This window comes from Cohnella cholangitidis (assembly GCF_014107495.1).
In the GTDB taxonomy this organism is placed as follows: domain Bacteria; phylum Bacillota; class Bacilli; order Paenibacillales; family Paenibacillaceae; genus Cohnella; species Cohnella cholangitidis.
This window is the reverse complement of sequence record NZ_CP041969.1, coordinates 5,760,615-5,782,853: the sequence shown is the minus strand read 5'-3', so window position 1 is coordinate 5,782,853 and position 22,239 is coordinate 5,760,615. Positions and strand designations below refer to the sequence as shown.

Sequence of the window (22,239 nt, the reverse complement as noted above, 5' to 3'; positions counted from 1 at the left end):
GGCAAGCAAAGGCAAAGGCAATCTGGCAGAGGGTCAGCTCCCTCTGCCAGAACGCTTGATGTCTTTGATTCAACCGTCTTATTTCACGCTTTTGCGCGCTTCGTACAATTCTTCTGCCTTCTTGACGGAGAAATCTATCACTTCTTTATAGCCTAAGCCGTTTACCTTGTCGAGCATCTCCTGCTTGAGGCTGTTGAATTGTTCTTCGTTTTTCGCGAATACCATTTTCCAAGAGAATTGCTGAATTACGGTACCGATCAATTTGTTTTTCTGTTCCAGCGTTTTGTCCATGACGAGCGGTTCCCTGCCCGTGAAGCCTTGCGGCGCGACCGCGATTTTGTTGTTCTTGACGAAATATTCCTTAGGCGTCAGCACCCCGTACTTCTCGCGCCAGCTGCTTTCCAGCTTGCTAGGATTCCGTTTGAGCCACGTTTCCCACAAGTTATGGTCGTACGGTTCGTTCGTTTCCGGGTTCACCTCGGCAGGCACGACGAAGGAGAAGTTCATTTGGTTAGCGCCGTAGTAGAAATCGCCGCCGCCGAATTCTTCAGGAATTTTAGTGTTTTGCTGATCCGAGTACGCTTGAACTCCGAAATCCGTTACGAACGGTTTGCCGTCCGTGCCGATATCCCACGTCAATCCTTTAGGACCGTTCGGTACGGCCGTACCGCTGCCCGCGGACAACATCGCGCCTTCCGGCGTATACATCCAGTTGATGAATTCCATGATGCGTTTAGGATCTTTCGCTTTGGCGCCGATGGAAATGATTCCGTTGCCGCCGTATACGTTAAATCCGGTGGAATACATGACCTCTTCCTTGAACGGGACAGTCGCGAAGCCTTTGCCTGCCGCTTTATTTTCCTCTGTGTTATAATTCGCTGCGCCTAACCACGGGAACCAGGAGAAGAGCAAGCGGCCGTCTTTGTACTTGGCGACGACATCGTCGAACTTCTGAGTCATGGAATCCGGATCGAGCAAGCCCATCTGATTGGCATCGAAGTAGAGTTTAAGGGATTTCATGTACCAGCTTTCTTCGGACAGGAAGTCATAGTACTTCTCCTCGTCCGCTTTCGTGTAAAGCGCCGTATCTACGATTTCGTCATAGCCGTACATATTCGCGAACTGCTTGGCGAGCGTCATTTTATAGTTGCCGTCCCAGTCCGACCATAGCGAGAACGCGTAAGTCTTCTTGCCTTGGGCGTTTTTGGGTTCAAGCTCCTGCATCTTCTTCAGAACGGGAAGATAATCCGACGGTGTGTTGATTTCCGGCGCTCCTGCTTGCTGGTACAAGTCCCAACGCAAGTCGGGTCCCCATGTCATGTCTTTCCCTTCGGAAGGACCGCTCGGGTTGCTGGCTACGTTGTTGCCGATACCGTATACGGCATTCCCGCCGCCGAAAGCGATTTTTGCCTTCTCGATCGCTTTAGGATATTTACCTACGATATCTTTACCGTACGTATCGAGAAGCCCGTCCTTCGCCATATCTAGCAGCAAGCCGCCTTTGATCGCGTTCGGGTAATTGTTTTTGTCGTCGCCCCAAACGATGATATCGCCGAGATCGCCGGATGCCATCATCGCCGCGATTTTCGTATCTCCTCCAGTAAGGTTGGAAGCAACGATGTCCAGTTCGATGTTGAATTTGTCTTTGATCGCTTTCGCGAACCATCCGATCTGCGGACCGGCGTAGTTCGCCGTCGTCGAGAAAACCGACAGCTTTAGCGTCTCCGAATGATCAAGGCCCGAGTCCGACGGACTATCGGATGCCGACGGTTCGGCCTGGGACGAGCTCGAAGCGGGAGCCTGGCTCGAAGATTCCGAAGCCTTCGGATTGTCGTTACCTTTGCTGCACGCGGCCATGACGACAACGATCGCGACCGACAGCATGAGAATCAGCGTTCTTTTTAGTTTCATTTCGGAAGTGCCTCCCTTTATTTAGAACCTGATATTAGTTCAACCCCCGGTAAGGGTGTAAACCCGATATTCCGCGTATAAAACCGCTGTTACGGCTAGCGAAGGCTACGTTTTCCCTAGCCTTTGACCGCGCCGATCAGAATGCCCTTTACGAAGAAGCGCTGGAAGAACGGATAAATAATGAGAATCGGCAACACGACGATCATCGTCACCGTCATCCTCACGGAGCCCGGCGTCTGCATATGCTGCATGCTGGCGGCCATATCCTGGGAGTTCCGAATAAGCGCGGCCAAGGAGGTCGATTCGTTCAAGTATCGCCAGAGCAAGAACTGCAGCGTGTAATATTTCGTATCCGTCATCAGAAACGCGGTATCGATGAACGAATTCCACTGAGTCACCGCGGAGAATATCGTAATCGTGGCCAGTATGGGCGTAATCAACGGAACGACGATACTCGCGAAAATTCTCGTATAACCTGCCCCGTCGAGCGCAGCCGATTCCTCCAAAGACGGAGGAAGCGCCTCTACGAACGTTTTGACCAGAATGATATTAAAGGGGGTAATAACCGTAGGCAGAATGTAAGCCAAATAGTTGTTCGTCAAGCCGAGATTGTGCATCGTAATGTACCAGGGAATGAGCCCGGCGCTGAAGTACATCGTGATGATGATCATTCTGTACCAGATTTTGCGGAGCCACATGTCCTGCTTCGTGAACAAATATCCGAGAAAAGCGGATGCCGCTACCGTTAGCAAAGTGCCTACTACCGTTCGATAAATGGAGACAAACGCCGCTTCCGCCAGACCGTCGATCTTCAAGACGTTCAAGTAATTGTTGAAATGCACTTCCCTGGGGTAAAACGTAACATAACCGGCAGAACTCAGATCGTTGGAGCTGATCGTGTTGATGAACAAGTAATAAAAAGGGAAAATGCAAGCTATCGTAAATAAACCGAAGAAGAGATAGTTAACCGTCTGAAAAGCGATATCGCTTTTTTTCATTTTTTTGCTTCGCATATAAATCCCTCCGCTATATGATCGATTCCCCGCGTACAATCTTAGACATGCTGTTAGCTATGAACAGCAGCACGACGCTTACTATCGATTTGAGCATGCTGACTGCGGTAGCGAACGGGAAATTGTTGGCGAACGCGATATTGTACACGTACAGGTCGAGCACCTCGATCGTGTCCTTGTTCATCGGATTCTGAAAGGCGAAATATTGCTCGACGCCGTTGTTGATGAAGTTGCCGATCGACAGGATCAGAAGGACGAAGAACGTGGGGATAATGCCTGGCACCGTAATGTGCCATATTTTCCGGAATCGGCTCGCCCCGTCCACGTCGGCGGCTTCGTACAGCTCTTGATCGATACCGGCAATGGCGGCCAAATACAGGATCGCTCCCCAGCCGAGAGACTTCCACCAGTACCATGCGATCATCGTTAACCAAATGTTCGAGTTCGTTGCCAGGAAATTAATGCCCGTGTCGATGACGCCAAGCTTGACGAGTACCGTATTCACGATCCCGTTATCTACGGAAAACAAAGCGAAGGCAAGCGCGAATACGAGAATCCAGCTAATAAAATTCGGAATCGTCGTGAGCGTTTGTACGAGCTTGCGGAACCATGGCGTACGGATTTCCGATAAGAGAATCGCGAATGCGACGGGAAAAACGGAGGTTACGATGCCGAGCGTGCTCATCGCTACCGTATTCTTCATGACGCGCAACACCTCGTCGACCTGCGTCGGGTTTTGGGCGATCGACTTGAACCATTTCAACCCGACATAAGGCGTATCGGATAACGGAATGCCGGGCGTAAAATCGTAAAAGGCGTATATCCAACCGGTTATGGGCAAATAGAAGAAAATAAAGGTCATGACCAGAAACGGAAACGCCATCAGGAACAGCTTGTACTTATTGGGCAATCCCCGTTTCTTCGTTCCGGCGCCGTAACCCTTCGCATAGAAAGTGTCGGAAGATGTGTTGTTCATCGTCTGCGTCCCCTGCCTGTCTTTGAAATCTTGTTTGCGCTTTCATTGTAATCCGCCAATCCGACAACAAGAGAGCGAAAGAAGCTCTTCGCTGGCAGACGTTCGTCGGGAAAAATCGAACGAATTTCGTACCTCATCGTACCGTTTTCGCTCCCTTGCTTTTAAAAAACGAAAAAAGCCTGCTTAACGCCCCGGAAGACGTAAGCAAGCTCTCATCATTTCTATCTATTCGTTACCGTCTACAAGACCGGCGACTTCCGACGTAATTAAGCTTCCGCCTTGATTTCGCCAATTGCTGACGAACGCGTCGAACGCCTCGATCGGCAGCTCACCCGTGATGATCTTCAAGTAGGTTTCGTGCTCCAATTTCTGAAGCGCTGTCCATTTCTTCTCCATCGTCGGGGTTACGCCATAGAACAGGCTCGTCTTCACGACTTTGTGCTGTTTGCTGACAGCCCCTCCGAGCAAATACGCTTGGGAGGTGCTCCAAGCTTCCATATTTTTCAGCGGCGCTTTGTTCTCCAACAACATATCCTCGTAAATCGATCTTGTCTCGGGGTCCAGCGTTTCCGAATCAATGTCGCCGTTCTTAGCTTGGATGAGCAGATCGTAACGCTTCTCGATGGCATCCGGGTAATCGAGCAGCAAATCGAACGGATAATAGTTGCGAAGCTGCACGCCCAACTGCACCGCGGTCGCCCGTAGCTTCTGCGCCTCGGCCTTGTTCGGTTCCTGGTTGCGCTCGAGCCGGGTTAGCACGTTCAGCATTTTCAGCGCCGCTTCCGGATGGGCATAGCCTTTGCGAACGACCAAGTATCGGTCCGTTGTCGGCGAGCTGTTCGTCATAAACACGCCGTTGCTGTCCACGGGTGCCGCGAATACTCTCCATTCCGCTTTCGTATCCTTAGCCACTGCGCTAGACAAAGGCCAGTAAGTCGCCCACCATGGCGCGAATACGATGCCGATCCTGTTCAGTTCTACGATATCGACGATATCCTTGCGCAGCACGAACTCGTTATCGATAACCCCTTCTCGATACCATTTCGCGATACGCTCCAGCGCCGCCTTCGCCTCGGGGCGGATCGAACCGTATACGATGTGGCCTTGTTCGTCCCGAATCCATGATTTCGGAAAAGCGTGGTAGGCCGAGAATACCGAATTCAGGCCGTGAACGCCCGTCTTCTCTCCATAGATAAGCGTATTATTGACGGGAATGCCGATCGTGTCCGGTTTTCCGTTGCCGTCGGGATCTTCTTCGATAAAAGCTTTGGAAATCCGCTCAAGATCGTCCAGCGAACGCGGAGCGGGAAGCTTCAGCTTATCCAGCCAATCCTGCCTGACCCATACGTAAGTGGGAGAATCGGCTTCGATGGCTACGTTCGGCATTCCGAATAGCTTGCCCTCGACGGAGGCCTCCTTCAGCGCCTTTCCTTCCGTCGCATCGTAGATGGACTTAACCAGATCCGAAGTATACTGCTCGTAATAAGGCTTCAAATCCACGATCATATCCCGCTGAACGAGCACCCGGAACTGTTCCCGGTTCGCGATGAACACGTCCGGCAAGTCGTTGCTCCGAATCGCCAGATCGAGCTTGCTGTTATACTGCTCTTCCCCGCTGGCTTCCCATTCGTATTTAATATTGATGCCGGTTTTCTTCTCCAAGTAACGGGTCAAAAAATGATCGTCCGTAAATTCGCCCTCCGGGAGCGAAATGTCCGAATAGGAATACGCGATCCCCATCGTGACGGGCGATTCGAACGGCGAGAACGCGTCGCCTTCGACGGAATTCGGCTCCTTCGAAGCGGACGAACCGGTGCAGCCCGCCGCGATGGCAACGAGCAACGAGCAAGCGCCGAGCGATGCCAGCTGCCTTCGCCAGACCGTTACTCTCTCTCTCTTCATGACCGGTTACCCCCTCGCGGCGCTATTCGTTCGGAACTCGGTAGGATACAGTCCGACCCGTTCCCGAAACACCCTGCTGAAATGCTTGTCGTCTTCGAAGCCGATCCGGCTCGCGATTTCGTAGACCGACAAGTCCGACAACGCTAGCAATTCCTTCGCGTGCTCGATTCTCATCTTCCTGAGCGCTTCTCCGAACGACATGCCCGTAAACCTCTTATAGCATTGGCTGAAATAGCTCCGGCTCATGCCGACATGATAGGCTACGGCGTTCTGGTTCAAATCCGTGCATGCGTTGCGTTTCATATAGACCATCGCTTGGAGCAGACAGAGAGCGACTTCGCGCGATAACGCCATCTCGACCATCCTTCGCTGGATGTCGGCTGCCATATCGGATAGCCAGCTTTTTGCCTGCTTCCAGGATCGAGGCTTTCGCGCCGGCATCCAACGTTCGGTGCTGTCCGCATCCCATTCGAAATAATGCCGCCAATCCTCGGCGATTTGCACCGCCGATGCCAGCAGGCAATCCGGAGCCGGCCACCCCTCTTCGATTCTATCCATCAAACGCTTCCAATCCTTGCCGAATAGCGACCACCGCATGTTCTCCAGCTCGCGGCACAGAGCTTCGGCTTCGTCTTTGGAGGCCTCCGGTCTGTTCTCCGCCCATACATCCTCGAGCGACACGACGGACGGAGCTTCCCCTTTCGGCCAGTAAAACAAATACTCCCGCAAACGCTGGGAGATCGCCGTCTTGGCTTCCGACATCGAGATATTGGACGAACCGGAGATATGGACGGGCTGCCAATGCTCCATTATTTCTGCGGGCAGCTCTTTCATCCAATCCGCCGTCTCGGCATTGCCCATTACGTGCAACCATAACGAATCACCGAGCGCGCTCGGCCTGATACTAGTCGGAAGAAGGTCCAGCAGCGGCGGCTGCTGCCCTTTACAGCCGAACGCGCAGAACGCCGCCGCGCCGGGAAACGAGCGCGCGGCGGCGGGTGCTGACGGGACGGCCGAATCTCTTGTTTCCCAAGTTAGTCTTTTCAAGATTCTGGATATCGTTTCGTCGACGTTGTTGCGGTTAAGCAACGTTTTGACGATATAATCGATTGCGCCTAATCTTAACGCTTCCTGTACATAATCGAATTCGTGGTGGCAGGTCAGCACGACGGATTTGATTTGAGGATAACGGATTCTCACTTGCTCCATGAGCTCGAAGCCGGACATCCCGGGCATGCTGATATCGACGAAAAGCAAATCCACCTCATGCTTGCCCAGCATGCTTAGCGCGGAATTACCGTCCTTGGCTTCCCCGATGAAATGGATATTGTACGCCTGCCAATTCGCCATCGCGATAAAGCCTTTGCGAACGAGCTTCTCGTCGTCAACCACTAAGGCGTTGATCATAACGTTCCTCCTTGATGTCGTTCGGGATTTCGACGGAGAGGACTGTGCCTTCCCCCGGTTGGCTGTCGATCATAAGCAAATCCTCGTCGCCATAATAACGTCTTAGCAAGCTGCGAACGTATTTCAAACCGATGCCCATCCCGAGGATCGGCCTGTCGCCGGAGCCGCCGATCAGCCTTTGTACCGTGTCCGGATCGATGCCCGGACCGTTGTCCCTTACTTCCAGACGAATCTTGCCGCGGGCGGTCAACTTGATCGAGATGCGGATTTCCCCGCGCTCCTCGTTCTTCCCGTGGTAGATCGCGTTCTCCACGAGCGGCTGCAGCAAAAAACGCGGAATCGGAAGATTAAGGGTCGAATCGTCGATATCGATATGGAAATCGAGTTCCCCGTCGTACCGGAAGCCTTGCAGCTCGATGTAATTTTTCAGAGCTTCGATCTCTTCCCGTACCGTAACGATCAAGCTTTGCTTGCCCATGTTATAATGCAATACTTGAACCAGCAGCGTAAGCAGTCTGTCGATATCGTCTTGCCCGTTGGAGCGGGCCAGCCATTGCACCGTATTCAGCGTATTGTGCAAGAAATGAGGATTAATCTGGCTGAGAAGCTTCTCCATCTCAAGCTGACCTTTCATCCGTTCGTTGTTGGAGATTTCGCTGATCAGCTCGTTTACCGTTGTTTTCATAACCTGGAAGTTGCGCAGCAGTTGATCGAATTCCTCCACGCGGGTTAGAACGACCGGCGCTTCCCGATCGCCCGTCATCCTGACGATCTCCCGATTTACCTTGCGCAAGGAGCCGTACACTTTACGCCAGATCATCATCGCCAGGAATATCGCGAATGCGAACGAAATGATGAACAATGCGCCCATCCGCCACATCCAGACGTTAATCTCATGGTTGAAAGCGTCCTTATCTACCGCCGTGACAAGCTTCCAGCCTTGCGAGCTCTCGTAGCCGAACAAATAATGCCCTTCATGGAGCTGGTCGCCGGATGAGGCCATTTCCCAACGCAACGAAGCCGTATCGAGAGGGGATACGCCCTCGTCGGAGTAAAACGCTTCGCCGACCTCATTGATTAAATAATGGGACACTTGCATCCCATACCACTTGCTGTTCATAATCTCCCGAAACAGATTGCTGTTGGATTCCAGATAAATATAAACGGATTGCTCTCCGTCCGTCCGGACTTCGCGCAACGAAGAGAATACGGTATTGTCGCTATTCTTGTATTGGGTACGGTGCGGACCGAAGTAGGAAGCGCCGTTGTAATGGACGAAATTCGGCAGTTCAGCGATTCCGAACGATGAACTGACGGCCAAATTCGTAAACAGGATGGGATTGCTCTCATTCGGATTATAGTAAACCGTCAATCCGAGATTCGGATTCGTGAAATTGATCACGTTAAGGCTTTCTTCGATATCTTTCATCATTTCCGCTTTTTCCGTCACTTTTCGCGTGTTCAAATAAGCCTTCACCTTTTCGGCGGTTTGCCCGTCGAGCGCGAATTGCTTCGAGACGAAATCCAAGTTGCTCAGCACGTTCTCGAGTCCCATCGCTTCCTGCTTCAGGCTTGCGTCTATGCCCGCCCTGATCTTATGCGTGAGAATCGAGTGTAGAGACGAATACGTATATCCGGAAAAGAGAATGGGAGGAAACAAGCACGCGATCAGCAAATAGATAACCAATGTACGCCTTAGCGTTCCCGATTTGAACGGGTGAGGCATTCGGCGGAGAAATCGCAGCGCGGACAAATCGGATGCCCCCTTCCAATCGTTTACTTTCCCTACAATGTTACCAGTTCGCGAAGCATCAAGTAACAAAAATGTGAAAAAAGGTTGGAAGACCCGCCCTTAAGCGGCGTCTTCCATACCCTTTCGCAGCGGATGGTTAGCTATTTTTGCGGTATTCGAACACTTTTTTGTTTTGCTCGATGTGGAATGCGAGAACCTCGTCGTAACCGAGACCTTTCGCTTTGTCGATCATTTCTTTCTTCAGCTTGTCGAATTCCGCTTGATTCTTGGCGAAGATCAGCTTCCAAGAATATTCCTTGATGACCGGAGCGATCTGGCCTCTCTTCTGTTCGAGATCTTCCGGGATCACTTCTGGTGCCGTTCCGGTGAAGATCGGCTTCTGGACGGCCAGCATGCCGTTCTTCTCCAAGTAATCGCGCGGAGAAGTCGCGTTCATCGCCTTGTTCCAGCTTTCGTCGACTTTGTTCGTCGGTTTCGCAAGCTCGGAAGACCAGAGTTCATAGTTATATGGCTCGCCGTTATCCGGGTTAACCGCCGTAAACTTGAACGAATTCAACAATTGGTTGCGGCCGTCCTTAAAGTTACCGCCGCCGAACTCTTCCGGAATCGGAGTTTCGTTTGCCGGCAACGCTTGTACGCCGAGCTCGTTCAATACCGGTTTGCCGTCCTTCAGATCGTATAACATACCTTCCGGACCGTAGTTGGAAGCCATGTAACCTGCCGGAGAATACATCCAGTCGATGAATTCCATGACGCGTTCCGGGTGTTTCGTCTTCGAGCCGATCGCCCAGAAACGATCGCCGCCATACGGATTGAAGCCGACGGAGAAGTTGCGCTCTTCCTTAAACGGAACGAGGTGGAAACCTTTCCCTTGCTCCAGGCGCTCCGGCGTTTTGTACACGTCGTCCTGCCAAGAGAAGATCGAGAACAGCACCTGGCCGTCTTTCATTTTGTTTTGCGCGTCGTCGAATTTCTGCGTTAATGAATCCGGATCGACGAGTCCCATTTGGTTCGCGTCGAAATACATCTTCAGCGTCCGCATGTAGATGCCGTTCTCATCCAGAATGCCTTGCACCTCGTCCTTGTCCGCCGAGATGAGCGAGAAGCCTCCCGGATTGAAACCGTCGCCTTCCTCGTAGCCCATGAGCGTTGCCCATGCTTTCGTGTGCACCATCATGTTGCCGTCCCAGTCCCCCCACATCGAGAACGCGTAGGTCGGACGGCCGGATTCGCTCTTAGGCTCCAGTTCTTGCATTTTCTTCAGAACCGGCAAATAATCTTCCATCTTGTTGATTTCCGGACGTCCGAGCTTGTCGTACAGATCCCAACGCATATTCGGATGCCCGTTCAAATCCTTCGCTTCGGACGGGCCTTCCTCGTCCGGACCGACATCGAAGCCGATTCCGTAGATGCTCGTGCCGCCGCCGAAGTTGACTTTGTTTTTCTCCAACGCTTTCGGCGCGTACTTCAGCATGTTTTGGCCGTATTTCTCAAGCATGCCGTCCTTCGTCCAGTCCAGCAGCATGCCGGCATTGATCGCGTCCAGCCACTTCTGGTCTGCGCCGCCGAATATGACCAAGTCGCCGAGGTTGCCGGAAGCCATCTGCGCGCTGAACTTCGCGTCGGAGCCTTCTAGCTGAGGAGAAATGATGTTTAGGTTAATGTTGAACTTATCCTTGACCAGTTTCGCGAACCAGCCCGGTTGCTCGCCCGTGAAGTTGGAAGTCAAGGAGAACGCGTCGATAGTAATTTCTTCCCGTTCCGGTTCTTTGGACGCGGAATCGGATGGACTAGCTTCCCCGTTAGCGGAAGCCGGCGCAGAAGACGATGCTTCCGGCTTATTGTTGTTTGAAGAACAAGCTGCCAGAGAAATCGCCAAAATAACTGAAAGGATTACGAATATCGTTTTTCTAATCGATGCCACGCGGGTGTGCCTCCCTTTTTATTAGACGACTTGATCTTGCGATTGCTGGTTCCGGTTGCCTTAAACCGAACCGTTCCGCACCACCTCCTTAGAAGGACGGGAATGTTTACCCTTTCACGGAGCCTATCAAGATGCCTTTCACGAAATAACGCTGGAAGAACGGATACACTAACAAAATAGGAATGACGACGATCATGGACACGGTCGTACGGATCGAATTCGGCGTTTGCAGGTTCGTCAGATCCACGTTTGCGGTCCCTTGCGAACGGATAATGGCAGCAAGCGAATTCGACTCGTTCAAATACTTCAGCAGTACGTATTGCAAAGTATGGAATTTCGTATCGGTCATTAAAAATACGGTATCGATAAAGGAATTCCATTGCGCGACTGCCGAGAAGATTGCGGTCGTTGCGGCGATCGGCGTAATGAGCGGGAAGACGATCCGGGTAAACAGCGTCATGATTCCCGCTCCGTCCAGCTCCGCGCTTTCCTGCAGCGCTTCCGGCAACGATTCGATGAACGTCTTGATCAGGATGACGTAGAACGGCGATATGATCGAAGGCAAAATATAAGCGAGATAATTGTTCGTCATCTGGAGGTTCATCATGATGATGTACCACGGAATGATGCCCGCGTTAAAATACAGCGTAATGACGACGAACCGGTACCAGAAGCGTCTCCCCCACATTTTCCGCTTCGTGAACAGAAAACCGAGGAATGCGGAACCGAGCACGGTAAGAACCGTTCCGATCGCCGTTCTTCCTATAGATACCAATGCGGCGTGGCCAAGTCCCTTTATCTCAAGCACCTTCGTATAGTTCGTGATATGGATATCCTTCGGATACCAGGTGACGAGTCCCCGCGCGCTCAGGTCGTTGCTGCTGATCGTCTGAATGAACAAATAATAGAAAGGAAACACGCACAGAAGCGTAAATATCGCGAAGAACGTATAGTTGATCACCGTAAACACCCGGTCTCCGTTGCTGCGTTTTTCAATCATGTCGGGATACCTCCTTCCTTTCCGGTTAGATGATCGATTCGCCGCGTACGATCTTGGACAAGCGGTTAGCGAAGAATAACAGCGCGATGCTGACTAAAGATTTCAGCATGCTGATTGCCGTGGCGAACGAGAAATTCGCTCCGAGCAAACCGATGTTATAGACATACAGGTCCAATACCTCGATTGAATTCTTGTTGATCGGGTTCTGGAAAACGTAATATTGTTCCAACCCGTTATTGATGAAGTTCGCGATCGATAGCAACAGAAGCACGAAATAGGTAGGCATAACGCCAGGCACCGTAATGTGCCACATGAGACGGAATCTACCGGCCCCGTCCACCTTCGCCGCGTCGTAAAGCTCTTGATCGATCGAAGTAATCGCCGCTATGTACAGAATGGCGCTCCAGCCGAGCCCTTTCCACAGCGACCAAAGCGTCATTTTCAGCCAGATATGCTGGTCGGATGCCAAATAATTGACGCCCTTATCCTGGAAACCAAGCTCGATCATCAGTTTGTTGATGATTCCGCTATCGACTGAGAGCAACATGAACGCGATGGCGAACACGAGCACCCAACTGATGAAGTTCGGCAGCGTCGTAAGCACTTGAACCCATTTCTTGAATCTGCTCGACCGAATTTCGGTAAGGAAGATGGCGAATATAACCGGGAAAATAGAGGTCACGATGCCTAGAACGCTCATAGCCATCGTGTTCTTCATGACCCGAACGACTTCCGCCGTCTGCGTCGGATTCGAGACCAAAGATTTGAACCATTTCAAGCCGACGAATTCCGATTGGAACAGAGAAAAACCGGGACGTACGTTAAAGAAGGCATAAATCCATCCGTACAATGGCAAATAGCTGAACAAGAAAATTAACAAGAGCAGTGGCGTAGCGTAGAGGAACAGCCGATAACGTTCGGGTATTTTGCCGCTTTTGATAGACATGTAGTTTGTTCTTTTTTGAATGGCCGGTTTCATGTTACCCCCCCTGTTGCATTTTTCCCGAGTTATGGACAACTCTCCGGAAAGCGCTTTCTAACAACTCTATTTTAATGGCGCCGCACTATGGGGAGGGATGGATTGGCGTTTCCGCTATGTTGCCTGCGGTTCGTAAATCCAGAACAAACTTCTAACTTCATGAAACCGTTTTCTACCCGGCTATGCGAAGGCAGCATATAAGGCGCAGGGGGCGGGAGACACCATCCTTACTATCCGAACGGACGCAGAATACAATGAAAGCCGCTGACTCAATAAACAAAGAAGCTTGCCCGTTCGCCGTTTTTCGGCTTGAGGCAAGCTTCTTTGTGGATCGTTCGATTTAAGTTAGTCGTTATGTTACGGCAAAATCCCTGTTCCTTTATATTTGAGCGTCTTGTTGTTCCATGTATAGACCGCTTCCGCCGGATCCCATCCGCCTTCGTCTTTATATTTCTTCCAATACATATGGATTTTACCTTTGCCGTCTATCTCGATGCCCTCATCGCCCATGAGTTCCAGCACTTTGTTCAGTCCGTTATTCTTCAATCTGTACGCGTACAGTTGGGTGTTGGACGGCCCGAACTCGAAGGAAACCGCGACATGTTTCTCGCCCTTGTTCACGGAGTATACCCGAAGCCGCGCTTTGTCAAATCCTTCGTCGCTAACGATACCCGTGTTGACAAGAACGACGACGCCTTTCGAGTTGATTAAGTAGAAGTTGCCCGATTCGCTAAGAATGAGATGCTCCGACTTTTTATCCAGGTTAAGATCCACCGTTGTCAATTGTTTAATAATTTCGTTCGGGTACTTTTTCGCGAAAATGTCCTTCGGTTTAGCAGCCGCGCTGGCTGCGCTTACTTGAACGGTTAACGCAATGGCTAGCAGTGCCGCGATCTGCAAAATCAGCAATAGCTTCTTCATGGTAACTTCCTTCCTCGTCTTCTTTTGGCCTTTTCATGTTATTCTCGAATTCATTCTATTAATAACCAACATTCTACCATTTGCCAAACAAGCCCGCCACCGGCGTTGTTGCGGTCATCGATTTAGATTCTTGTAAAGGATTTTGCCTTGGTGAACGAAACATGATCGCCGAATATCGACTTCAATTCCTTCTCGACTCTTTCCGTGACAGCATCGTTCTTATCCAGAATAAATACGTACTTGTTCCGTTCATTATCGATATAGTACGTGCCATAATCGTTAAACTTCGTTTCACCGGAAAAATGCTTCTTTAACACGTCGTCTACGATCGTAAAATTCGCCCGTACGTCGAAACCGTCGGCAGGTTGAATATCGTCCGTAACCGACGCCAAGGGTTGAATGAACGGTTTAAGCAGAGTAAGCCCCTTGCCCGAACCATAAAGCTGCGTCGCCGCAATCGCGAACCCCGCTACAATCGACGCCGTTGCTATCATATAACGTAACTTATTGGACACATGGAGTCTCTCCTTCGGGCATTGCTCCCATAGATGTCTATTAAGACGAGCGCAAGCTTCCAATGTTGCAAAGTATATTTTTCCATGGATTTTGCGGATAAGTCTGTCCATCAATTGAAGGATTTGGTACTATTGTCTCATACTTCAAAGGGAAAGGTTGATCATAGTTGGAGCCTTCGACTAACCAATTGGAACCCGTATATTTCCAAGCAAAGCCTGCTATTACGGTATCCAAGCAAAGGAAAGATCGTTCAACTTTTGCTTTATCTTCAATGATTCTAGCTTGCGTTGATTTCCTCTTCGTCCTGATCCTTATTATACTTAGCTCATACGAGAGTGATTCCGTTAATCCGGCAATTGGAATGTCCATCACCTTTTCGATCCTCTTATCCATTCTGTCGCTCGTGTTCGGGTTAATCTCGATCAATTCCTCCAAGTGGAGAGGAATGGCGATTGCCGGCGTATGGACGGGCGGCGTCATCACGTTTCTATTTGTCGTTTTCTTTACGATAGGATTTAGCGGCGGTTTTGACTGAATACTGCGTAAAAGCGAAAAAAAGCCCAGAACGTGTATTTCGTTCCGGGCATTTCGTTATTTATTGAAAACTATAAGAAAAGCGCCACGTAGGCGCTAGTCCTGCCTAATCATAGTTGCTGTATTGAAATCTGATTCGTACGCCATGGATTGTTTATCGTCACTTAAGCTTAGTCGGACTTGGCTTGCCCCGGCTTCAAGTTCGATAACCATCTCGTATTCATCCATATAAGGAATTCTAAATTTCTCTTCATAGGGCTCTTGTTCCTGATAATAGTCGAGGGATCCGCCCGTTTCGTTATCGTTGATCGCAACTTCAAAACACAGCATTTGATCTGAATCGCACCATTTACCCTTGAATCCATCGATCAAGCTTGCTTCTGTCGCACTATCGGTTGGCTGACTACCGTCGCTTCTTTCCGCGGTATCCTCTTGTTCAGCGGAATCATAAGTGCCCGGATTAGATTCGTTTTGCTCTTTATTATGAGGGTAACATGATCCCTCGTTCCCGTCCCACAGCCCGGTAGAAGGATCAATCAACTCCTTAACGTATCTGAACACGTTGAGATCGCCGCAAGAGCCGAATCCATTGACATGAAGCGCCGTACCTCTATATTTCTCCGCTTCGCCAAAAGCGTCGAGCTTCGGCTTGATTCTATATTTGGCATCGATAAGGCTGAACTCGGACGCATCTCCGCCCTCGAATTCAACGATGAAGAAATACCCGTCCTCCAAAATCTGAAGCTGATGAAGATTGGCTACCGCTTTCTCGTATTTACTATACAACGCCAAAGCCTTCGCTCTATCGTCCCACTTCGCTAACCCGCTTTTCGTTTCGGCGTTTTGTTTGGACAAATCGATCTGATAAACCACGCCTTCCACGGTATAAAGCGTACCTTCTTGGTAGCCATACATTGTCCGATCGTCGCCGTTAGTGAACTCTTCCGAGTAATCGGATAGTTTGGCGGAACTTATAGGAATGCCCAACTCGCTAAGCATTTTCTCATCCGAATCCCCGATTCTAATCGTTCCTACTGTGACTTCGTCTTGTAGTCTGCTTTCTTGATTTTGGCTTCCTTCAACCGTCTTGCCTTCATTCGTACTCGACGTTTCCGTCGAGTCGGCGTCGCTGCCGCAACCAACAAGCAATAAAGTAAGTAAAATAGCCGCGATCCATCCCAATCTCTTTCGATTCAACTTTCTTCCCCCTAAAATTAGTGCAAAAGGCACAACAAAGATACCACAAACGTCTAAAAGTTGGCAATACAAGAAGTTCATAGACATTCGCTTTTGTGCAGGAAAAAAATACGAATACGTCGAATCTATCTGCTTTATATCTATATCCAAAAACAGTGGAGGATAAAAATGAGCCAGAACAAACAGGAGCAAGATCTGCAAGCTAAAAGCAAAGACAAAACAACGGCTAACTTCTTCACTGTTGGAGGCATACTTGTAGGAATTTTGGGGTTCAGCTGGCAAGAAGAAATGGGAAAGTTCGGTTTGCTATTTGGAATAGCAGCGACCATCTTGATTCTAGGCATTGGCGAGGTCATTCGCTATCTGCAAGTTATTGCTAGAAAACTTCCTAATCATGAAAAATAACCGAAGGTACGCAGAATTTATCTAACCAACGCTCTAACAACAAAAAAGAAACGCCGGCTCTTAGTCAAGCTATCACTTAGTTAAGCTCAATGTTTCCGTATGACCACCAAAAGTAATCGTAATTTCAAACTGATTACTTTCATTTGGTACAAGGGCTCTATTGCTTAATGCACTATGTTTGTATATATATTTTGAATCCCAGTTGCCTCTTTCTGTCCCGGCAAAGTAATCGCTCGCTCCTTTTAACTTATACTCAAAGTGATTGATCGTTTCATTTATTTCACCCATGTATTCACATATTAGCGATACAAATTTTTCATTTTCTTTAGCTAGAGTAAGACTAACCTTCCAATTTTCCGACTCAGCAGTGTATTTTTCTTCTTTACTAGCATTATAAGTAAGTACAATAAAAGCGGTTACTACGAGTAACACAGCTACTATTAAAAAAATATATTTCCTGTTCATATAGCGTCCTCCTAAATTATGGTTTACACTCCCCAATAAGGTTTGCTTAAGATCATCTTATATTACTTTTTCGCCAACCTGCTTAAAACTCGCGATACTACATTAAGCTCTTTCCCCACCACACTTGATGAAATCGAAAAGTTACGACTGTTTGATGAAAAAACAGAGAAGAGGTTTCTTTTAGGTTAGATACTATCGCTAAAAATAAAGAAAACTATTAAAGGTTGGTATACATCCGAATTAATAGCGATTAAAATTTCGGACTTATTAGGGGAGTATTGATACATGGCACCGCGTGGCAAAAAAAATCCGTATTATCGAACCAACGAACAATTAGCTGATGATGTTTTTCATATTCTTCAATCTGAATCATTATCAATTGGGGCAAAACATGCTGTTGTATTTGAAGTCACTTGGCTTTGGACTGAGGCAGAAGGAAAATATACTGGATGTAAGTTTTGGTCTAAGCAAGCTCTAGAGCATATTGATAAACCTCAGGGTGTTAAGTCAAAAATACTTAGACACGATCATGTAGTTCCTCGTAATTATATAGTAAAAAGGCTCTTATTCGGAGAATTGATGTCAAGACAAGAAGTTTATAAATTTCTCAATGATAATTTAATTGGTTGCATTGTAACAAAGGAAGAAGACGATTTATTGAATGAAAATGGATATCAAAGAGAGATGCCAAAGGGCTGGTCATTTGGTGGTGATGTATGGGCAAGATATAAGGCAACAGATATTGAAATTCATCAGATCAGTTGGAATAAAAAGATTGGTTCGACTTCAGGCGAGTGAGGATTCCCATAGATAAACGGTAAATAACTTCAAGGTTTGATCATAGCTTGCCAAAGTCTTACGGGATAAGTTCTTCGATGAGCAATACAATATAAAATTGTCTAGTTGAAATTCAATATCGGTCAAAAAAACCGCTGTTTATTGGATTTTGGAACCCAATAAACAGCGGTTTTAAGTAGCTCTTCTTCAAAAATATGAATAGGGTTTACATACACCTTTTCGGATATTTATGGGCATAATTGCAATCGCCCTAAAACCCGAAATCCCTTACGCCAAGCCTCCTCAGCTCACCTTATGCTCGATCCGAAGCTTATCCGCGACCATCGCGATAAATTCGCTATTCGTCGGTTTCGACTTCGCGATGTTAATCGTATAGCCGAACAGGTGGCTGATGCTGTCGATGTTGCCGCGCGTCCAAGCGACTTCGATCGCATGGCGGATAGCTCGTTCTACGCGGGAAGGCGTCGTTTTGAATTTCTCTGCGATAGCGGGATATAAAGTTTTCGTAATCGCGCCGAGAATTTCGATGTTATTGTACACCATCGTAATCGCTTCGCGCAGGTATTGATACCCTTTAATATGCGCCGGTACGCCGATCTCATGGATAATGCTCGTGATATTGGCGTCCAAATTTTTCGGCTTGCCGATTTGTACGATGTTCGAACGGTTGTTGCTGCTCTGCACGGATGATGACGTAACCGAACTTGCGACGGAGTTTCCTGCCAATTGGCGAATCCGGTTAGCCAAAACATCCATATCGAACGGTTTAAGTATGTAGTAAGAAGCGCCAAGTTGTACCGCACGCTGAGTAATGTTCTCTTGACCGAAAGCCGTGAGCATAATGATTTTGGGCATAGGCGATAAATTCAAATCCCGCAATTTCTCCAGGACGCCAAGTCCGTCCAAATGCGGCATAATAATATCGAGGATCATGACATCCGGTACCCTACGTGTTTCTTCCAGTTGACGGATGACCTCTTCTCCGTTGTACGCCACTCCGATGACCGTCATATCATCCTGCTCTTGGATGTACTCTGATAATAAATTCGTAAATTCTCGGTTGTCGTCTGCTAGGAACACTTCAATACGTGGCAATGTCTGGTCCTCCCTTTCTCTTATGCGAGAATTAATTGACGAAAAACGCTCACCGTTTCTCTGTTTATCCGTTTTCGACATCGCCATTCTGTATTCCTTCTCGATTTAAAAAATATTTCTTTATTTATTCATTAAAATCGAATATAATATTTAATTTGCGTCACAATAGGTCAAAGATTGATAGGTTTCGTACATTTTCGACAAATGTTCGTCTTTTCCCAAATAGGCAAAATCTAAGGCGTTAAACCGCCTTAGAAGTCGCTTGCTCCGGGTTAAGCATAATACCCGCATCCTGCAGCATCCACTCGATAAAGCATCCATATCCGGACGTAGGATCGTTTACGAACACATGCGTGACCGCGCCGACCAATTTACCGTTCTGAATAATCGGGCTGCCGCTCATTCCCTGAACGATTCCTCCGGTACGCTCGATGAGTTTGGGATCGGTAATTTTGATAACCATCCCTTTCGTCGCCGGGGAGGATTGTTTGGACACGTGAACGATCTCTATGTTAAACCGTTCGACCTTCTGCTTCTCCACGACCGTCAGGATTTGCGCGGGTCCTTCCTTAACTTCCTCCGCGAAAGCGACGGGCATCGGCTCCGGGTTGTAAGCATGCTCCGGCACTTCTCTCATCCGGCCGAAAATGCCGAACGGAGTATTGCGCTCCACGCTGCCTAGCACGCGACCTCCTTTAAGAAAACTCGCTCTCTTCTCGCCGGGTTCGCCGTTCTGGCTCTTGGAAATCGAATTTACGTTAGACTGCAAGATCTCTCCGCTTCCTACAACGATAGGGGTTTGCGTATCCATATCGGTAATGACATGGCCTAATGCGCCGTATACGCCTTGATCAGGAGCGTAGAAAGTCAATGTACCGACGCCTGCCGCGGAGTCGCGAATATATAAGCCTAGACGCCATGCTTTGTCTTCTTCGTCGAATGCCGGATTTAACGACGTACGGAATCTTTCTTTGCCTCTTTGGACCAATAGCTTCAACGGAGCGCCATTACGGCCAGCGCTTTCGGCGTAGGGCGCGATTTTAGAAATATCGTTGCACGTTTCGCCGTTGATTTCCAAGATCAGATCTCCCAAACGCAATTTGGCTTCTTCGCCGGGAGACACTTTCGTGTTTTCCTTCGTTTTCACCAAATGATGGCCCACGACCATAATTCCCGCCGATTTTACTTTCACTCCGATCGTTTGCCCGCCGGGGATAACCCTTAGATCGGGGACGACTTGAAGACGGACCGTCTTAAAAGGAATCCTGCCGAACAGCTTAAGCTTCAGATCCGTAACGCCGCTATGCTTGGGTTGAATAGATAAAGGCTGACTGAGATCGACGCGTACGGAGGAGTTATTGCTGCCGTTTATTTCCGCTACCTGCGTATTTAAGCTGCCTTGAGCATGCACGGGCATCGCATAATGCAACGAAACCGCTTGTCCTTGAAACATCCTTAATTCATTGGGAAACTTCACGAAATGCTGAAAAGGCGCGGAGCAAACGGTGATACATAGCATAAGAACGACAACAAGTCCGATGCGACGTTTCCTGGAGTGCTTCTGGTACAAGTTCTCACGCTCCCTTACAGTCTGAACCGGCGTTTTTTTATGCCGCCGATAACGTACCTATAAGGTAACCGTGCCTTGCCTCTTTTATGTTCCCAAAAAGCTTCCTTTTCGTTAGTTTTTTCGCGTCCTTACGCGTTTTTCTGCTGGTTGGCCAAACTAAGCATTTCTTGTGCGTGATGGCGGGTTTTTTCCGTTACTTCCACACCGCCCAACATTCGCGCCAACTCTTCGACTCTTTGCGTGTCCGTTAGTTCGGTTACGGACGTCTGAGTTCGGTCTTGCGACGTCACCTGCTTGCGGATTTCGTATTGATGATCCGCCATGCAAGCGACCTGCGGCAAGTGCGTAATCGCGAACACCTGGCAGTGCCTGGACAGCAAAGACAGCTTCTCGGCGATGGCCTGAGCGGCTCTCCCGCTGACCCCCGTATCGACCTCGTCGAAGACAAGCACCGGAATTTCGTCGATCTGGGCGAAAATAGCTTTAAGAGCAAGCATTACGCGCGACATCTCGCCTCCCGAGGCTATCTTGGCAAGCGGCTTCGGCGGTTCGCCGGGATTGGTGGACAACACGAATTCCGCGGTATCCGCGCCGGAGCTCGTTAATGCCGATATCCCAAGCTTAACTTCGAATACCGAACGATTCATCTGAAGATGCGCCAGTTCTTGCTCGATTTGGCGAGATAACTCGCGAGAAGCCGATTTTCTGATCTCCGTTAAGACCGCGGCTCTCGATTGAAGCTCTGACATCAAAGCCTCCTCACGCGCCTCAAGGTCTTTAAGAAGCTCATCGCGATTATCCAGTTGATCGGTTTCCGCTTGGATACGAGCCTGATAATTCAAGATATCTTCAACCGTTTCCCCGTATTTGCGCTTCAAGCCATGGAGAACGTCCAGCCGCTGTTCGATTTGGGCAAGGCGCGCCGGATTAAATTCGATTCCTTCTTTATAATCGCGTAATTGAAACGCGCTATCTTCGACGCCGTAATAAGCCGATTGCAATTGCTCCACCAACGGCTGCAAGACGGTCGGATCGACTTTGACGATGTCCTGCAGCTTAGTTAACGCCCTCGAGAGAGCAGCCAGCCCTTTCGTACCGTATAATAAGTCATAAGCTTCGGTTACGGATTCGGTCAATTTCTCCGCATGGGCTAGTTTACGCCTTTCGTCGGCGAGCGATTCGTCTTCTCCCGCTTTTAACCGCGCAGCCGCGATTTCATCCAGCTGATAACGGTACAAGTCGAGCATTTGCATCCCTTGCCGGGATTTGTCCTCCAGCTCCCGTCGTTCTTTGTTGATCGTTTGATAATCATGAAATAAACGACGATATTCTGATTTCACGCGCTGAATCTCTTCGCCCGCGAACAGATCAAGCCATTCCAAATGCTTATCGGTTCTTAACAGCGACTGATGCTCATGCTGCCCATGAATGTTGACGAGATGCTCCCCTACTTCTTTCAACATCGTTAGCGTGACGCTCTGGCCGTTAATCCGCGCGGACGATTTGCCATGAGTCAACAGCTCCCGCCGAATCAGCAGCGTTTCATCCGTGTCGGCTTCAACACCCATACGCTCCAACGCTTCCCAAGCCGGATGCTGCTGCGGCAGATCGAACACCGCCTCGATGACTGCCCTGTCGCAGCCATGACGGATCATCTCCGCGGAGCCTCTGCCTCCGGCGGTTAACGTCAAAGCATCGATGACGATCGACTTGCCAGCCCCGGTCTCTCCGGTCAACACATGAAACCCCGGGTGAAAGGTAACGGATACGTTCTCAATAACCGCCAAATTGTGGATGGATAATTCCCGAAGCATGAATGGCCTCCTTGATCATTGATCAGTGATCATAACTTATGTTTAAGAAGGATTCTTCT

At 49.1% G+C, this 22,239-nt stretch carries 19 protein-coding genes; 3 read left to right on the top strand and 16 right to left on the bottom strand.

Going from position 1 to position 22,239, the window contains the following annotated elements:
* Window positions 1-78 precede the first annotated feature (78 nt).
* From FPL14_RS26360 to FPL14_RS26310, 11 genes are all read right to left on the bottom strand, one after another.
* The gene (locus tag FPL14_RS26360) at window positions 79-1,911 is read right to left on the bottom strand and encodes a type 2 periplasmic-binding domain-containing protein (protein WP_182300511.1); all 1,833 of its coding nucleotides are present in this window, start codon (window positions 1,909-1,911) and stop codon (window positions 79-81) included.
* A gap of 116 nt (window positions 1,912-2,027) precedes the next feature.
* Window positions 2,028-2,924: a carbohydrate ABC transporter permease gene (locus tag FPL14_RS26355; protein WP_182300510.1), complete on the bottom strand. Its 897-nt coding sequence runs from the start codon at window positions 2,922-2,924 to the stop codon at window positions 2,028-2,030.
* 13 nt (window positions 2,925-2,937) lie between these two features.
* Window positions 2,938-3,900 (bottom strand): ABC transporter permease, encoded by a 963-nt coding sequence (locus FPL14_RS26350; RefSeq protein ID WP_182300509.1) that lies wholly within the window; start codon window positions 3,898-3,900, stop codon window positions 2,938-2,940.
* 225 nt (window positions 3,901-4,125) lie between these two features.
* Window positions 4,126-5,802: an extracellular solute-binding protein gene (locus tag FPL14_RS26345; RefSeq protein WP_182300508.1), complete on the bottom strand. Its 1,677-nt coding sequence runs from the start codon at window positions 5,800-5,802 to the stop codon at window positions 4,126-4,128.
* A gap of 6 nt (window positions 5,803-5,808) precedes the next feature.
* Entirely contained in the window at window positions 5,809-7,209 is a 1,401-nt protein-coding gene (locus FPL14_RS26340) for a response regulator (protein ID WP_182300507.1), read from the bottom strand.
* Window positions 7,187-8,962: a sensor histidine kinase gene (locus FPL14_RS26335; protein WP_182300506.1), complete on the bottom strand. Its 1,776-nt coding sequence runs from the start codon at window positions 8,960-8,962 to the stop codon at window positions 7,187-7,189. The genes FPL14_RS26340 and FPL14_RS26335 overlap by 23 nt, the downstream gene beginning before the upstream one ends.
* A gap of 136 nt (window positions 8,963-9,098) precedes the next feature.
* On the bottom strand, window positions 9,099-10,886 hold the full coding sequence (locus FPL14_RS26330) for an extracellular solute-binding protein (RefSeq protein WP_182300505.1): 1,788 nt from the start codon (window positions 10,884-10,886) through the stop codon (window positions 9,099-9,101).
* A gap of 106 nt (window positions 10,887-10,992) precedes the next feature.
* The gene (locus FPL14_RS26325) at window positions 10,993-11,886 is read right to left on the bottom strand and encodes a carbohydrate ABC transporter permease (protein ID WP_182300504.1); all 894 of its coding nucleotides are present in this window, start codon (window positions 11,884-11,886) and stop codon (window positions 10,993-10,995) included.
* A 25-nt stretch (window positions 11,887-11,911) separates the two neighbouring features.
* A complete protein-coding gene (locus tag FPL14_RS26320) occupies window positions 11,912-12,865 on the bottom strand; it encodes an ABC transporter permease (protein ID WP_220471189.1) in 954 nt (317 codons plus the stop codon).
* Between the two features lie 357 nt (window positions 12,866-13,222).
* Window positions 13,223-13,786 (bottom strand): hypothetical protein, encoded by a 564-nt coding sequence (locus tag FPL14_RS26315; protein ID WP_182300503.1) that lies wholly within the window; start codon window positions 13,784-13,786, stop codon window positions 13,223-13,225.
* Between the two features lie 122 nt (window positions 13,787-13,908).
* Window positions 13,909-14,301 (bottom strand): hypothetical protein, encoded by a 393-nt coding sequence (locus tag FPL14_RS26310; protein ID WP_182300502.1) that lies wholly within the window; start codon window positions 14,299-14,301, stop codon window positions 13,909-13,911.
* 167 nt (window positions 14,302-14,468) lie between these two features.
* On the opposite strand from FPL14_RS26310, the gene FPL14_RS26305 reads away from it, so the two are divergent.
* The gene (locus FPL14_RS26305; protein WP_182300501.1) at window positions 14,469-14,837 is read left to right on the top strand and encodes a hypothetical protein; all 369 of its coding nucleotides are present in this window, start codon (window positions 14,469-14,471) and stop codon (window positions 14,835-14,837) included.
* A gap of 95 nt (window positions 14,838-14,932) precedes the next feature.
* Here FPL14_RS26305 and FPL14_RS26300 read toward each other — a convergent pair whose 3' ends face one another.
* The gene (locus FPL14_RS26300; RefSeq protein ID WP_182300500.1) at window positions 14,933-16,033 is read right to left on the bottom strand and encodes a hypothetical protein; all 1,101 of its coding nucleotides are present in this window, start codon (window positions 16,031-16,033) and stop codon (window positions 14,933-14,935) included.
* Window positions 16,034-16,201: 168 nt separating this feature from the next.
* On the opposite strand from FPL14_RS26300, the gene FPL14_RS26295 reads away from it, so the two are divergent.
* Window positions 16,202-16,438: a hypothetical protein gene (locus FPL14_RS26295; RefSeq protein ID WP_182300499.1), complete on the top strand. Its 237-nt coding sequence runs from the start codon at window positions 16,202-16,204 to the stop codon at window positions 16,436-16,438.
* A 72-nt stretch (window positions 16,439-16,510) separates the two neighbouring features.
* Here the strand turns inward: FPL14_RS26295 and FPL14_RS26290 are convergent, their stop codons facing one another.
* The gene (locus FPL14_RS26290) at window positions 16,511-16,903 is read right to left on the bottom strand and encodes a hypothetical protein (RefSeq protein WP_182300498.1); all 393 of its coding nucleotides are present in this window, start codon (window positions 16,901-16,903) and stop codon (window positions 16,511-16,513) included.
* A 285-nt stretch (window positions 16,904-17,188) separates the two neighbouring features.
* Here FPL14_RS26290 and FPL14_RS26285 point away from each other — a divergent pair, with 285 nt between their 5' ends.
* A complete protein-coding gene (locus FPL14_RS26285) occupies window positions 17,189-17,701 on the top strand; it encodes a hypothetical protein (RefSeq protein ID WP_182300497.1) in 513 nt (170 codons plus the stop codon).
* A 282-nt stretch (window positions 17,702-17,983) separates the two neighbouring features.
* On the opposite strand, the gene spo0A is transcribed toward FPL14_RS26285, so the two are convergent.
* The 3 genes from spo0A to recN form a co-directional block, all read right to left on the bottom strand.
* Window positions 17,984-18,796, bottom strand: coding sequence for a sporulation transcription factor Spo0A (gene spo0A / locus FPL14_RS26280; RefSeq protein WP_182300496.1), 813 nt, complete (start codon window positions 18,794-18,796; stop codon window positions 17,984-17,986).
* 241 nt (window positions 18,797-19,037) lie between these two features.
* A complete protein-coding gene (spoIVB, locus tag FPL14_RS26275; RefSeq protein ID WP_182300495.1) occupies window positions 19,038-20,366 on the bottom strand; it encodes a SpoIVB peptidase in 1,329 nt (442 codons plus the stop codon).
* Window positions 20,367-20,494: 128 nt separating this feature from the next.
* Window positions 20,495-22,180, bottom strand: a complete 1,686-nt coding sequence (recN, locus tag FPL14_RS26270) for a DNA repair protein RecN (RefSeq protein ID WP_182300494.1) — start codon at window positions 22,178-22,180, stop codon at window positions 20,495-20,497.
* Between the last annotated feature and the right edge of the window lie 59 nt (window positions 22,181-22,239).

What these genes read in the sequence shown, in the direction of transcription:
- FPL14_RS26360 (WP_182300511.1), bottom strand. Translation starts at nt 1,911, where the DNA reads ATGAAACTAAAAAGAACGCTGATTCTCATGCTGTCGGTCGCGATCGTT.
- FPL14_RS26355 (WP_182300510.1), bottom strand. Translation starts at nt 2,924, where the DNA reads ATGCGAAGCAAAAAAATGAAAAAAAGCGATATCGCTTTTCAGACGGTT.
- FPL14_RS26350 (WP_182300509.1), bottom strand. Translation starts at nt 3,900, where the DNA reads ATGAACAACACATCTTCCGACACTTTCTATGCGAAGGGTTACGGCGCC.
- FPL14_RS26345 (WP_182300508.1), bottom strand. Translation starts at nt 5,802, where the DNA reads ATGAAGAGAGAGAGAGTAACGGTCTGGCGAAGGCAGCTGGCATCGCTC.
- FPL14_RS26340 (WP_182300507.1), bottom strand. Translation starts at nt 7,209, where the DNA reads ATGATCAACGCCTTAGTGGTTGACGACGAGAAGCTCGTTCGCAAAGGC.
- FPL14_RS26325 (WP_182300504.1), bottom strand. Translation starts at nt 11,886, where the DNA reads ATGATTGAAAAACGCAGCAACGGAGACCGGGTGTTTACGGTGATCAAC.
- FPL14_RS26320 (WP_220471189.1), bottom strand. Translation starts at nt 12,865, where the DNA reads ATGAAACCGGCCATTCAAAAAAGAACAAACTACATGTCTATCAAAAGC.
- FPL14_RS26315 (WP_182300503.1), bottom strand. Translation starts at nt 13,786, where the DNA reads ATGAAGAAGCTATTGCTGATTTTGCAGATCGCGGCACTGCTAGCCATT.
- FPL14_RS26295 (WP_182300499.1), top strand. Translation starts at nt 16,202, where the DNA reads ATGAGCCAGAACAAACAGGAGCAAGATCTGCAAGCTAAAAGCAAAGAC.
- FPL14_RS26290 (WP_182300498.1), bottom strand. Translation starts at nt 16,903, where the DNA reads ATGAACAGGAAATATATTTTTTTAATAGTAGCTGTGTTACTCGTAGTA.
- FPL14_RS26285 (WP_182300497.1), top strand. Translation starts at nt 17,189, where the DNA reads ATGGCACCGCGTGGCAAAAAAAATCCGTATTATCGAACCAACGAACAA.
- recN (WP_182300494.1), bottom strand. Translation starts at nt 22,180, where the DNA reads ATGCTTCGGGAATTATCCATCCACAATTTGGCGGTTATTGAGAACGTA.